At 68.4% G+C, this 12320-nt stretch carries 12 protein-coding genes and 1 pseudogene; 12 read left to right on the plus strand and 1 reads right to left on the minus strand.

Going from position 1 to position 12320, the window contains the following annotated elements; genetic code table 11:
• Nucleotides 1-37: 37 nt before the first annotated feature.
• The 10 genes from BIV23_RS39595 to BIV23_RS39640 all read left to right on the plus strand — a co-directional run bounded on the left by BIV23_RS39595 (nt 38) and on the right by BIV23_RS39640 (nt 8873).
• Nucleotides 38-991: a 4'-phosphopantetheinyl transferase superfamily protein gene (locus tag BIV23_RS39595; RefSeq protein ID WP_071385844.1), complete on the plus strand. Its 954-nt coding sequence runs from the start codon at nt 38-40 to the stop codon at nt 989-991.
• Nucleotides 991-2541, plus strand: coding sequence for a class I adenylate-forming enzyme family protein (locus tag BIV23_RS39600; RefSeq protein WP_071385845.1), 1551 nt, complete (start codon nt 991-993; stop codon nt 2539-2541). Before BIV23_RS39595 ends, BIV23_RS39600 begins: the two co-directional genes overlap by 1 nt.
• 70 nt (nt 2542-2611) lie before the next feature.
• Nucleotides 2612-2875, plus strand: a complete 264-nt coding sequence (locus BIV23_RS39605) for a phosphopantetheine-binding protein (RefSeq protein ID WP_071385846.1) — start codon at nt 2612-2614, stop codon at nt 2873-2875.
• On the plus strand, nt 2872-4134 hold the full coding sequence (ectB, locus tag BIV23_RS39610) for a diaminobutyrate--2-oxoglutarate transaminase (protein ID WP_071385847.1): 1263 nt from the start codon (nt 2872-2874) through the stop codon (nt 4132-4134). The genes BIV23_RS39605 and ectB overlap by 4 nt, the downstream gene beginning before the upstream one ends.
• A gap of 52 nt (nt 4135-4186) precedes the next feature.
• A complete protein-coding gene (gene ectA, locus BIV23_RS39615; protein WP_071385848.1) occupies nt 4187-4732 on the plus strand; it encodes a diaminobutyrate acetyltransferase in 546 nt (181 codons plus the stop codon).
• Nucleotides 4733-4792: 60 nt separating this feature from the next.
• Nucleotides 4793-5998 carry a cytochrome P450 gene (locus BIV23_RS39620; RefSeq protein WP_071385849.1) on the plus strand — a complete coding sequence of 402 codons (1206 nt, stop codon included), beginning with the start codon at nt 4793-4795 and terminating at the stop codon, nt 5996-5998.
• Between the two features lie 25 nt (nt 5999-6023).
• A complete protein-coding gene (locus BIV23_RS39625; RefSeq protein WP_071385850.1) occupies nt 6024-6221 on the plus strand; it encodes a ferredoxin in 198 nt (65 codons plus the stop codon).
• On the plus strand, nt 6218-7459 hold the full coding sequence (locus BIV23_RS39630; RefSeq protein ID WP_071385851.1) for an NAD(P)/FAD-dependent oxidoreductase: 1242 nt from the start codon (nt 6218-6220) through the stop codon (nt 7457-7459). The genes BIV23_RS39625 and BIV23_RS39630 overlap by 4 nt, the downstream gene beginning before the upstream one ends.
• A gap of 63 nt (nt 7460-7522) precedes the next feature.
• On the plus strand, nt 7523-7933 hold the full coding sequence (locus BIV23_RS39635) for an ectoine synthase (protein WP_071385852.1): 411 nt from the start codon (nt 7523-7525) through the stop codon (nt 7931-7933).
• A 154-nt stretch (nt 7934-8087) separates the two neighbouring features.
• Nucleotides 8088-8873 carry an NAD(P)H-dependent oxidoreductase gene (locus tag BIV23_RS39640; protein WP_071385853.1) on the plus strand — a complete coding sequence of 262 codons (786 nt, stop codon included), beginning with the start codon at nt 8088-8090 and terminating at the stop codon, nt 8871-8873.
• A 431-nt stretch (nt 8874-9304) separates the two neighbouring features.
• On the opposite strand, the gene BIV23_RS39650 is transcribed toward BIV23_RS39640, so the two are convergent.
• Nucleotides 9305-9976: a YoaK family protein gene (locus tag BIV23_RS39650; RefSeq protein WP_218161917.1), complete on the minus strand. Its 672-nt coding sequence runs from the start codon at nt 9974-9976 to the stop codon at nt 9305-9307.
• A gap of 328 nt (nt 9977-10304) precedes the next feature.
• Here BIV23_RS39650 and BIV23_RS39655 point away from each other — a divergent pair.
• Nucleotides 10305-11064: pseudogene (locus tag BIV23_RS39655) on the plus strand (IS5 family transposase); the annotation flags it as partial.
• A 528-nt stretch (nt 11065-11592) separates the two neighbouring features.
• Nucleotides 11593-12320: reverse transcriptase domain-containing protein (locus BIV23_RS39660; RefSeq protein ID WP_483883316.1), on the plus strand; the 728-nt coding region annotated here is incomplete at its 3' end.

The following is a 12320-nucleotide window of genomic DNA, read 5'->3' on the forward strand; positions in this document are numbered from 1 at the left end:
ATCCGTATGGACACCTGATCCGGAGAACCTGATCCGAATGAGAACCGCAGCGAAGCAGGTCGCGCGAGTCGGACTGGACGTACTCGACCGCTCCGAAATCCGCCGCCTCATCGAACGACCCTGGTTCTTGCGCTTCAGTTTCGCCCCGGAGGAAATAGCCCACGCCGAGACCCTCGGCGAAGACCGCCGCCTGGAATTCCTGGCCGGTCGGTTCGCCGCCAAAGAGGCCCTCCTCAAAGTCCTGGGAATCGGTTTCCTGCAAGGTGTGACGCCACGGGAGATCTGCGTGGAGCACACCGCGCACGGCGCCCCCGTCGTCCACCTCCGCGGACGAGCCGCGCAACTGACCCCGTCATCCGTCTCGGTCTCCATCACTCACAAGCAGAACGTCGTGGCCGCCGTCGCCATCAGCCTCCCCGAGGCCAATGGTGCGACCGCTGACGACGCCACCAGCGAAGCCGCCGGGAACAGACGAACCGAACCCACTGCACCGAAGGAGCTTGCCGCCGTGCCGCCGCCGAACACCCCCGCGACCGCGACCGTCGGGACCAGTACCCGCGACGAGCGAGAAGCGCAGACCAGCGCCTTCCTCCGTGTACGCGTCGGTCAGGAAGAGGCCCACTACGGGGGCAACCTCGTCGACGGTGCGCGCATCCTGCGCCTGTTCGGCGACCTCGTCACCGAGATCACCCTCCGCACGGACGGCGACGAAGGGCTGCTGGCGCAGTACAGCGACATCCGCTTCACCGCACCCGTGAGGCCCGGCGACTACATCGAGGCGCACGCACGGCTGGTGCGCCAGACCCGACTGCGCCGCGTGGTCGAGCTGCAGGCGCACAAGGTCATCCGCGCCAGCCCCGAAGAGGCCGACAGCGCCGGCGAGGTTCTCGACGAGCCTCAACTCGTGTGCGCCGCGACCGCCACCACCGTCGTACCCCACCGGCGGGCGCACACGGCGACAGCCCGCACCCCCACGGCCGAGGAGGCCTGATGCCCCGCACTCCGCAGCTCCTGCACGAGATACTGGACCGAGCCGCCGACCGCGATCCGGAGTCGGCCGCACTGAGCTCGCGCGGCCACGGCCTGACCTACCGGGAACTCGCGACCGCCACCACCGCCATGGCCGCCCGCCTGCGGCGCGAGGGCCTGCGACGCGGCGACCGGATCATCGTCACCGCCTCCGACGGCATCGGCATCGCCATCCTGGTCTACGCCGCCTCGCGCGTCGGCGCCGTCTTCAGCGTGCTCCACGAGCAAGTACGCGGCGGGCCGCTGGAACACGTCCTGCGCGACTGCGAGCCCGCGCTGCTGGTCTCCGACGACCCCGACGCCGGACGGACCGCCGCCGAGCACGGCGTCCGCTCCCTCGCGCTCGACGAGCTCGTGCCCACGGCACTCGACGCGGACACCGCCGAGGCCGCTACCTCCGCCGGCCCGAGCGCCCTGGGCGTGGACCCCGTCAGCCTGATCTACACCTCGGGCACCACTTCCCTGCCCAAGGCCGTGGTCAGCACCCACCAGCAGGTACTCTTCGCCGCCACCGCGATCCAGGAGTGCCTGGACTACCGCAGCGACGACGTCGTCTACTGCCCGCTTCCGCTCTCCTTCGACTACGGCCTCTACCAGGTCTACCTCGCGGCCCTCAGCGGTGCCCGGCTCCACCTGGCCACGGTCGCCGAGGTCGGCCCCCCGCTGCTGCGCAGCCTGGAGGAGGCGGGCGCCACCGTCCTGCCCTCCATGCCCTCCGTCTCGGACCGGCTCGCCTGGCTGCTCGGCCGCAGCAGCGGGGGCCCGAGCCGCCTGCGCCTGCTCACCAACACCGGCGCGGCGCTCTCCGAGACCACCATGACCGCGCTGCGCGCCGCCCTGCCCCACCTGCGAATCCAGGTGATGTACGGCCTCACCGAGTGCAAGCGCACGGCGATCATGCCCCCCGACGGGGACCTTGACCACCCAGGCTCCTGCGGGCTGCCGCTGCCGGGCACCGAGGTCTTCATCGTCGACGACGACGGCGACCGGCTGCCCGCGGGAGAGATCGGCCAGATCGTCGTCCGCGGACCCAACGTCATGGCCGGGTACTGGCGCCGCCCCGAGCTGACCGCCGCGCGCTTCCCGCGCGCAGAGGGGCTGTTCCCCGAGCTGCGCACCGGCGACTACGGCTGGCAGGACAAGGACGGCTACCTCTACTTCTCCGGCCGCAGGGACGACCTCTACAAGGAGCGCGGGTTCCGCCTCAGCACCACCGAGGTCGAGGCCGCCGCGACCCGGGTCGACGGAGTGACTTCTGCCGCCGTACTGCCTCCTGAGGGCAAGCGGACCGCGCTCCTCGCCGTCGTCGCGGACATCACCGCCGACCAGGTGCGCGCGGGCATGCGGGACCACATCGAGCCCTTCAAGATCCCGCGCCGCTGCGTCCGCCTCGACGCCCTGCCCACCAACGGCAACGGCAAGGTCGACCGCAAGAAGCTGACCGCCCTGATCGAACAGGACCCGCCCGCCTCGGTCATCACCGAGGCCCTCCAGGCACGCCTGGCCCACTGACCCCCTGTACGCCCCACCAGAGCAACGCCCGAGAACGACAACTTCACCCGACCCACGGGAGGAACTGACCATGGACCGCCAGCATGTCGTCACCGCCCTCGAGAACGCCCTCACCGACGTCCTGGAGCGCCCCGTCACCAATCTCACCGGCGACGTGAAGCTCTTCGCCGACCTGCACCTGGACTCCACCACCATGCTCGAGATGCTCATGTTCCTCGAGGACTCCATCGGCCTGGTCGTCGACCCGGAGGAGCTGGACGCGGACGACTTCGTCTCCGTGGGCACCTTCACCGACTTCGTCCTCGCCACACGGGGTGAGCAGGTCGCGGCATGACGCTTACCCAGCCCGACCTCAGTGTCTTCACGACCCTGGAGTCCGAGGTACGCAGCTACTGCCGCAGCTGGCCCACCGTGTTCGACCGCGCGCACGGCAGCCGGATGTACGACGAGGACGGGCACGAGTACCTCGACTTCTTCGCCGGGGCCGGCTCCCTCAACTACGGCCACAACAATCCCGTGCTCAAGCGCGCTCTGCTCGACTACCTGGAGCACGACGGCGTCACCCACGGCCTGGACATGTCCACCACGGCCAAGCGCGCGTTCCTCGAGCACTTCCAGAACACGGTGCTGCGCCCACGGGACCTGCCCTACAAGGTGATGTTCCCAGGCCCGACCGGCACCAACGCCGTCGAGGCCGCCCTCAAGCTGGCGCGCAAGGTGAAAGAGCGCGAGACGGTCGTCTCGTTCACCAACGCCTTCCACGGCATGTCGCTGGGCTCCCTGGCCGTGAGCGCCAACGCCTTCAAGCGCGCGGGCGCGGGCGTCCCTCTCGTCCACACCACCCGGATGCCCTTCGACCACTACATGGAGGGAAAGACGCCCGACTTCCAGTGGTTCGAGCAGCTGCTCGTGGACCGCGGATCGGGGCTCGACCAGCCAGCGGCGGTCATCGTGGAGACGGTCCAGGGCGAGGGCGGCATCAACGTGGCCCGCCCCGAGTGGCTGCACGCCCTCGCCCGGCTCTGCCGCCGGCACGACATGCTGCTGATCGTCGACGACATCCAGATGGGCTGCGGCCGCACCGGCGCCTTCTTCTCCTTCGAGGAGTCGGGCATCGTGCCGGACATCGTCACCGTCTCCAAGTCCATCAGCGGCTACGGACTGCCCATGTCACTCTGCCTGTTCCGACCGGATCTCGACGTGTGGGAGCCGGGCGAGCACAACGGCACCTTCCGCGGCAACAACCCGGCCTTCGTCACCGCGACCGCCGCCCTCAACACCTACTGGACCGACGACACGCTGGAGCGGCAGACCCTGGCGCACGCCCAGACCATCGAGGCCGCGCTCCGCGACACCGCCGCGCACCACAGCGGATCGGCCTACCGCGGCCGCGGGATGGCCTGGGGCCTGGAGCTCGCCGACCCCCGGCACGCAGGGCGCGCCGCACGCCGCGCCTTCGAACTCGGGCTCCTCGTCGAGACCGCCGGGGCCCACGACGAGGTCCTGAAACTGCTGCCCCCGCTCACCATCACCACCGACGACCTCGACGAGGGACTGCGCACCGTGCAGCGCGCGGTCCACGAAACGACGTAACCGCCCCGCCACCGACATGAGAGACGACACGAAAGAAAGGCCCCGACCCGACATGACGATCACCATGCCCACCGCAGCCGCCACCGAGCGGAACACCGCCGGGAAAATGCAGGCCCTCTTCCGCGCACCGGTCCCCCAGGACGGACCCGCCGTGTGGAAGATGGTCGGGAACACTCCCGGCCTGGACTCCAACAGCGTCTACTACTACTCGCTGTGGTTCCGGGACTTCGCCGACGGCTCGCTGGTCGCGACCGTGGACGACGAACTCGTCGGCTTCCTCACGGGCTACCGCCGCCCCGAGGAGCCCGAGACCTACTTCGTGTGGCAGACCGCCGTCAACCCGCGTCACGGCATCCCGTTCCTCGGCGTCAAGCTCTTCCAGGAGGCGGCCGACCAGCAGGTTGCCAACGGCGCCCGGTACGTCGAGGCCACTGTCTCCGCCGAGAACAAGGCGATCATCATGGTGCTCAAGCAGTACGCGAAGAAGCACTCGGCCCCCATCGAGACCCGCGTGCTCTTCCCCAGCTCCCTCTTCGCCGACAGCGAGGGCCACCACGACGAGGTCCTCTACCGCATCGGTCCGCTGACCGCCGGCTGAACCGGGCCGCCCGTCACTGGTCCGAGCAGCACCGCATCCGACGACTGGGAACCGACCGCCATGGCCACGCAACCCGCGACACTGCACCTCGACATCAGCAACGCCCACTTCCGCATGGACTCCGAGCAGGTGCGGAAGGCACGAGACGCCCACTGGTACGCACGTACGGACTGGGGCATCGCCGTCCTGCGCTACGAGGACAGCAGCGCCCTTCTGAAGAGCCCCCTGCTGACGCAAGGATCGGCCAAGTGGCCCGCCCAGCACGGGGTCGTCGAAGGACACTTCGACGAGTGGTGGCAGAAGACACTGCTGGTGCTGGAGGGCGACGAGCACAACAGGATTCGCCGCCTGGTGAACCCCGCCTTCTCGCCGCGCCGGATAGCGCCCCTGCACGCGAAGTTCCAGGCCCTGGCGGACGGTCTGGTAGACGAGTGGATCGACGACGGGCGCACCGAGTTCGCGAGCCAGTTCGCCGCACCGTACGCGACCAGGATTCTGTGCGTGATGCTGGGCATCGACGAGAACGACTGGAAGAAGATCCACGAACTCGCCTCCACGATCGGCCTCGGCCTCGGCATCACCATCCAGGAGAACATCGCCCGGATCGACCAGGCCGTCGTCGAGCTGACCGAGTACGCCGAGTCCCTGGTCCGCAGCCGCAGGGAGTCCCCCAACGGCGACATCCTGAGCACCCTCGTGGAGACGAGGGACGAGGACGCGGGCAAGCTCTCCGACGAGGAGCTCATCAACCTCATCATCCTGTTGATCTTCGCGGGCATCGACACGACCCGGAACCAACTGGCCTTGAGCGTCGAGGCGTTCTCCAAGCAGCCCGACCAGTGGGAGAAGCTGGCATCGGAACCCGAGCGCTACTCCGCCGCGGCGGTCGAGGAGGCGCTGCGCGTCGACCCGATCGGCCGCTGGATCTCGCGCGAAGCGGCGGAGACGTTCCAGTACAAGGAGCGCACGATCGAAAAGGGGACCACGCTCCACCTCTTCACCATGACGTCGGCCACCGACCCGGCCGCGTTCGACAACCCCGACCGCATCGACCTCGACGCAGAGCGCTCCCCGCACTTCGCGTTCGGCGGCGGACTGCACCACTGCCTGGGGCACTTCGTCGCCCGTGCGGACATCGCAGTGGCCCTCTCGACGCTGGCCACGCGGCTGACCGACCTGCGCGTGGAGGAGGACGCCGAGTGGCTGCCCGACTCCGGCAACACGGGGGCGGTCTCGCTACCCATCACGTTCACCTCGCGTTCCTGAACCGCGCTTCCGATCGGAGGAGACCATGAAGATCACCGTTGACGAGGTCAAGTGCCAGAACCACGGCCTGTGCGCCATCTCGGCGCCGGACCACTTCGAGCTCGACGCCGACGGGAAGCTGACGTACCAAGAGACGTTCGACGAGGAGAACCTCGACGCGATCGAGGACGCCATCGACTCGTGCCCCTTGCAGGCGATCGTCATGGACCGTGACGCCGCATGACCGTCGCAGCGCCGCGCATCGGCATCGTCGGCTCCGGCATAGCCGGCCTGCGGGCGGCCCAATCAGTCCTCACCTGCGAAGCCGGTGCCAGGATCACCGTCTTTGGGGACGAGGCCCACCGCACGTACAACCGGCCGGGACTCACGAAGAAGCGGTACCCGCCGTCGGCCGACCTCAGGGCGGCCATCACCGAGGACCTGAGGGTCAAGGGGGCCGAGACCAGCGCACTCGACTGGCACCTCGGCACTCGCGTCGAGGCGGCGGACCTGCGCAACAGGGTCCTGCACCTGAGCACCGGCGGGACGTTCGATTACGACGGCTTGGTGGTCGCCTCGGGGGTACGCCCGCGGACCGCCGCCGGTGACGACGAGGAGTGCGCCTCGCACGCGCACAGGACGCTGCGCGGCCTGGACGACGCGCACTCCATCCACCAGGAGCTCCATAGGAGAGAGGTGGTGACGATCGCCGGCGCCGGGTTCGTCGCGTGCGAACTGGCGTCGCTGGCCAAGGAGTACGGCTGCGACGTGGTCATGCTCGAAGCAATGAGGCACGGGCCCTTCGAGAACATCCTTGGCGAGGACGTCGCCCGCGCGCTCGGACGCTGGGTCACCGCGAACGGCGTCACCCTGCTGACGGGCGAGGCCGCGAAGGAGCTCCTCTGCGACCGCTCGGGAAGGTCGTCCGAAGGCGGACACCCGGCATCGCCTCCCGAGGCGGCGTCCGAACGGCCGCTCTTCATCGAGGCCATCGGCAGCGTTCCCAACGTGGAATGGCTGGACGGGAACGGCCTGGACCTGTCCGACGGGGTACGGGTCGACGAGTACATGCGCGTACCGGAGTGCGAGGGCGTTTTCGCAGCCGGTGACATCGCCCGCTACCCCGACCCGTGGGGCACGGAAAACCTGACCCGCATGGAATTCTGGAAAAATGCGATTGACACCGGAAATGTCGCCGGGAAAGCGTTAGCGTGGTCTCTGGGATACGGATTGAAGATGTCTCGGATCTCGTACTTCCCCAGCATGGCCACCGAAGTATTCGGACTTCGCATCCAGATCGCAGGGAACCCCAGGAACGCGGACTCCATGGAGATCGTCAGCGGCGACCTCGAACGCCCCGATGACGGAATCCTCGTCACCTACCTGCGGGAGAGTGCGATCGTCGGGGCGGCCTACCTGGACAAAGGGGCCCGGTTCAACCGCCTCTACATCGAGCTCCTGAAGTCGCTGAAAACGCGCTAGCCCTATCAGGCACACCTCATTTGTCACAACACCAAGAATCCGAGAACGATCAGGAGGAATATTATGCAGGTTCGCAGGATTTCGGAGATCGAAGGTACTGACCGTGATGTCACGGCGGCGAGCGGCGCCTGGCGCAGCAAGCGCATCCTGCTGGCTTCGGACGGATTCGGGTACTCGGTTTCCGAGACCGTCGTGTACGCCGGAACCGAGACCGACATCTGCTACGCGAACCACGTGGAGGCCGTCTTCTGCATCTCCGGGAAGATGATTCTGATCGACCGCGACGAGAACGAGGAACACGTCATCACGCCCGGCACCCTCCACATCCTGGACGACGCCGACAACCACACGATCAAGCCGATCGAGGACAGCACGTTCTTGTGCATCTTCACCCCGCCCCTCACCGGCCGTGAGGACCACGACGAGAACGGGGTCTATCCGCTGCTGACAGACGAGGTGGTGGATGCCAAGTAGGCCGCCCCGCGCCCCTCGCGCATCCTCGGAGTCCCCGCCGGGCCGCTGACGGGGACTCCGCGTCACCGCGTCCGGGACGGCCCCGGCGGCGGGTTGCCCCAGGAAGGGCCGGGTAGGTGCGCACGATCATGGATCTGCCAGAAGGGAACCTGCAGTGAAAGTCCTGTGGCTCATCGCCCATCCCGAACCCCGTTCCCTGAACGGCTCCTTGTACCGCGACGGTGTCCAACACCTCCTGGACCAGGGGCACGAGGTGCGCAGCAGCGACCTGTACGCGATGAAGTTCGACCCGATCGTCCGGGCCAGTGACTTCTCGCACCCCGACGGCGAGCGGCTCGTCGTCGGCAGCGCGGCCCAACAAGCTTTCGAACGGGGCGCGTTGTCCCCTGACATCTCGGCCGAGCACGACAAGTTGTCCTGGGCGGACACGCTTGTGGTGCAGTTCCCGCTGTGGTGGTACGGGATGCCGGCCATCCTCAAGGGCTGGTTCGACCGCGTCTTCGTCGGCGGGTTCGCCTTCGGTGTCCGAGACGCCCGGGGGCGCCAAGTGCGCTACGGCGAGGGAGCGCTCGCGGGTAAGCGCGCGTTGGTCGTCGTCAGTGCCGGTGCCCGGGAGGCGAGCCTCGGCCCCCGCGGCGTCAACGGTGAGCTCAACGACCTGCTCTTCCCTCTCCAGCACGGCACGCTGTGGTACGCGGGGATCGAGGTCCTGCCCCCGCTGCTCGTCCACGGAGCCGACCGCTTGGACGAGGCCGCGTACGCCTTCCACGCGAACGTCCTGCGCCAGCGCCTCGAGGACCTTCCGCACACCGGACCGCTGCCGTTCCGCCACCAGAACGGCGGCGACTACGACGAGGACCTGGTCCTGCGTCCCGAACTCACCCCGCACGCCACGGGAACCGCCGCCCACTACCACACCGAGAGCCGAGAGGGCGTTTAGCCGGTCGGCCTGCGTCATTCACGAGCGGACAGTAGTCGCATGGTGGACATGTGGGACCTTGATGGCGAGGCCAGCGAGCAACACGTTGCCTTCAAGGCGCAGCTGCGTGACCTGCTCTGGCGCGAGACGACCAGGCGCCTGGGCCTCGGCGAGCACGAGGACCCTCACAGCCCACTCACGCTCGAGGCGACCTCCGTGGCCGCCAGGACACTGAACCTGATGTCCCTGAAGATCCCCCGGGGCCGTCGTCCGGGAAATAGACAGCCCCTGCTTCACACACGCGTGTCGTCCCGCTCGACGCACACCACCCCGGAATGGTCACGGGTGACGTCCGCCTCCGGCAGGCCGGGGCCGCCTCCCGCAGGGGAGCCGCTGCAGCCCCGGCCCTCGGCTGACCGTGCTCGCCGACCAGGCCCCGACCTGGCGGAGTGTCACGTGTTGGCCTCCGTTGTCTGACGGACCCGCGCGGCGGCGCGTTCGTCGTGGACGAAGAGCGCCAGTCCCAACGCGAGGATGCCGGCGAGCGCCCACACCGAGTGAACCCCCTGCCAGCGCGTCAGGAGGCCACCTGCGCATGCGCCCGCGAGAAAGCCGCCGATGACGGCGGAGAACCGGGCGGCCCGGCGTGCGGCGTCCCGGTCGCGCTCGATGACCGCCCGATAGGCACTCTGCGTGGCGGTGCGGAGGTTGCCCGTCGTCATGGCCGTGCTGTATGCGGTGTCCACCAACTTGCGGAATGTGGCTACCTGCAGTGAAGCGGTGAAGGCCACCAGCACGGTGGCGGCGGTGTCCGCGGTGCCGGACGGCAGCAGGCCCACACAGAAGAGGACCAGAATCTCCAGGACGAGAGCCGCTCGGGCAGGCCAGCGCACCCAGGCGGCCACTCGCGGCCGCCTTAGGGACTCCGCGACCAGCACGCCCAGGACAAACGCGATGATCGGCGGAACATGGCGTACGGCTTCCGCCCATTGGCGGCCTGCGGCGGCGACACCCAGCAGGACGACGTTACCGGTCTGTGCGTTGGCGAACACCCCACCCCGCCCGACGAACGTGTACGCATCGAGCCCTCCACCGACCAGGGCCAGGAGAACACCCAGACGCACCGAGTGCGCTGTGGGGAGGCGTGGTGACCTGTGTTCAGGCATGTCGTGCTTCCCACCCCATCCAGCGCGGACTCGAGCAATATCCGGGCCACCGGCCGCATCGAGTCGGCCAGGGAATTCCGTACGGCCAAGATAGTCGTCACACCAGACTCCACTGGTCATGCGGTGTGCCGGGGCCCTGCGGCACAGCGCCGTCGGATGGCGATCCGCCGTCTTGATCAGACTCAGTGGGCGTTGAGTCCGATCTTCCTCGGTTCGTGATCGCTCGATCGTGGTACTGATTGCCGTACGAGCCGTCGAGTGAGCATGTCCATGTTGAGATGCGGGTGTGAAGAGAGAGCCGCACCTCAGCGACTTATCGGACGAGCAGCGGCTGTTGATCGAGCCGATGATCACTGCCTGGAAGCAGGACAGGGTGGCGCGGTCAGCGACCGGAGATCCCGGGGCCTGTGACCTGCGGGAGGTCGTGAACGCGATCTTCTACCAGAACCGGACGGGCTGCCAGTGGCGCTATCTGCCCCACGACCTCCCGGCCTGGTCGGCGGTGTTGTACTACTTCAGACTGTGGCGCGAGGACGGCCTCGACCAGCGGATCCAGGAACTCCTGCGCTGCCAGGTACGGGAGAGGGCCCGGCGGTTAGAGGACCCGTCCCTCGTGATCCTCGACACCCAGTCCGTGCGCGCGGCCGCGGGTGTCCCGAAGACCACGACGGGACTGGACGCCAACAAGAAGGTGTCGGGTCGCAAGCGGGGACTGGCCGTGGACGTTCTGGGGCTGATCATCGGCGTCGTCGTCCTGGCTGCGTCTGCCCATGGCAACGCCGCCGTGCGCCGCCCTGCTCGACCAGGCCGCCGAGCGATGCGGGATGCGTCTGGAGAAGGCCCTGGTGGACCAGGGCTTCAAGGACGAAGTCGTCATCCACGGCGCCCTGCCGGACATCGACGTCGAGGTCGTCCGCCGCAACCCGGCCGACCAGGGCAAAGGATTTGTCCCGCAGCCGAAGCGGTGGGTGGTCGAGCAGGTGCGCCGTGAGGCGCTTGTTGATCGTGTGGAGGTGAGAGACCTGCACCAACCCGCTGTCGCAGCAGTGGGGTTGAAGCTGAGGGCAGCCTGATCCGGGAGGTGCCGGGGAGGGCGGGAAGCAGCCCTGACAAAGCCGGGGCGGGGCCAGAACTGCCAGATGGCCGTGGGTCCGGCGAGCAAGACGGAGAGGTGTACGCGAGAAACCGGTGTGTGAAGCCTCGTAACGAATTCCCACCAGCTCGAACCTGGCGGATCTGGGCTGGGTGCGGTGCGTGCCTGCCTCATGCTCGGGCGGGCGACTTGCGCGGTGGTCTCGTTCGCCGCCGCGCAAGGCCACGGTGAAGGTCTGCGGCGTAACCGTGGCGATGCCGCCGGGGTATAGCCGGGCGCCTCCTCCGACAAGCGATCACAAGTGAACACGGGAACCGTCCCGGTCCTGCCGCGGGCCGCGCATCCAGCGCGGACATCCGGGCTGGGCCCGCCGTCGGCCGAACGGGCCGGGACGGGGCGGAGCCGCCGTAGTAGTCCGAGCGCGGGAAAGCCGTGCACATGGCGAAGGGCGGCAGCAGGTTGTGAGTGGAAGGGGACTGCAATGCTCGAAGATGCCGGGGTGGAGACTCCGGCCGCGCAGCACGACGCGCCGGTGGCGCGGCCGCTGCGGGTACGGGAGATGCAGACCAAGCTGCACCGCTGGGCGGTGGCCGATCCCGGCTGCCGCTTCGATGATCTGTACCACCTGGTATGCGACCGCAGGTTCCTCGCCGTGGCGTGGGACCGGGTCGCCGGCAATACCGGTGCCCGCACCGCCGGCGTGGATCGGGCCTCGGTCCGGTCCCTCACCGAGCGGGTGGGCGTGGAGGTGTTCCTGGACCAGCTGCGTGAGCAGTTGCGGCATCGGACGTTTCGCCCGCTGCCGGTGCGCGAACGGATGATCCCCAAGCACGGCGGGAAGCTGAGGAGTCTGGGTATCCCGACCGTGGCCGATCGCGTGGTCCAGGCGGCGCTGAAACTGGTGCTGGAACCCATCTTCGAGGCCGACTTCGCGCCGGTCTCCTATGGGTTCCGCCCCAACCGGAGGGCACACGACGCGATCGCCGAGATCCATTTCTGGGGCACTCAAGGCTACCGCGAGGTCCTGGACGCGGACATCGAGGCGTGCTTCGACTCGATCGACCACGCGGCCCTGATGGACCGGGTGCGCTCCCGAGTCAAGGACAAGCGCGTACTGGCCCTGGTCAAGGCGTTCTTGAAGGCCGGAATCCTGCGGGAGAACGGGGCGATGGAACCGTCCGAGACCGGCACTCCGCAAGGCGGGATCCT

Origin of the sequence: Streptomyces monashensis (assembly GCF_001866665.1) — a bacterium.
Classification (GTDB): domain Bacteria; phylum Actinomycetota; class Actinomycetes; order Streptomycetales; family Streptomycetaceae; genus Streptomyces; species Streptomyces monashensis.

What these genes read in the sequence shown, in the direction of transcription:
- BIV23_RS39595 (WP_071385844.1), top strand. Translation starts at nt 38, where the DNA reads ATGAGAACCGCAGCGAAGCAGGTCGCGCGAGTCGGACTGGACGTACTC.
- BIV23_RS39600 (WP_071385845.1), top strand. Translation starts at nt 991, where the DNA reads ATGCCCCGCACTCCGCAGCTCCTGCACGAGATACTGGACCGAGCCGCC.
- BIV23_RS39605 (WP_071385846.1), top strand. Translation starts at nt 2,612, where the DNA reads ATGGACCGCCAGCATGTCGTCACCGCCCTCGAGAACGCCCTCACCGAC.
- ectB (WP_071385847.1), top strand. Translation starts at nt 2,872, where the DNA reads ATGACGCTTACCCAGCCCGACCTCAGTGTCTTCACGACCCTGGAGTCC.
- ectA (WP_071385848.1), top strand. Translation starts at nt 4,187, where the DNA reads ATGACGATCACCATGCCCACCGCAGCCGCCACCGAGCGGAACACCGCC.
- BIV23_RS39620 (WP_071385849.1), top strand. Translation starts at nt 4,793, where the DNA reads ATGGCCACGCAACCCGCGACACTGCACCTCGACATCAGCAACGCCCAC.
- BIV23_RS39625 (WP_071385850.1), top strand. Translation starts at nt 6,024, where the DNA reads ATGAAGATCACCGTTGACGAGGTCAAGTGCCAGAACCACGGCCTGTGC.
- BIV23_RS39630 (WP_071385851.1), top strand. Translation starts at nt 6,218, where the DNA reads ATGACCGTCGCAGCGCCGCGCATCGGCATCGTCGGCTCCGGCATAGCC.
- BIV23_RS39635 (WP_071385852.1), top strand. Translation starts at nt 7,523, where the DNA reads ATGCAGGTTCGCAGGATTTCGGAGATCGAAGGTACTGACCGTGATGTC.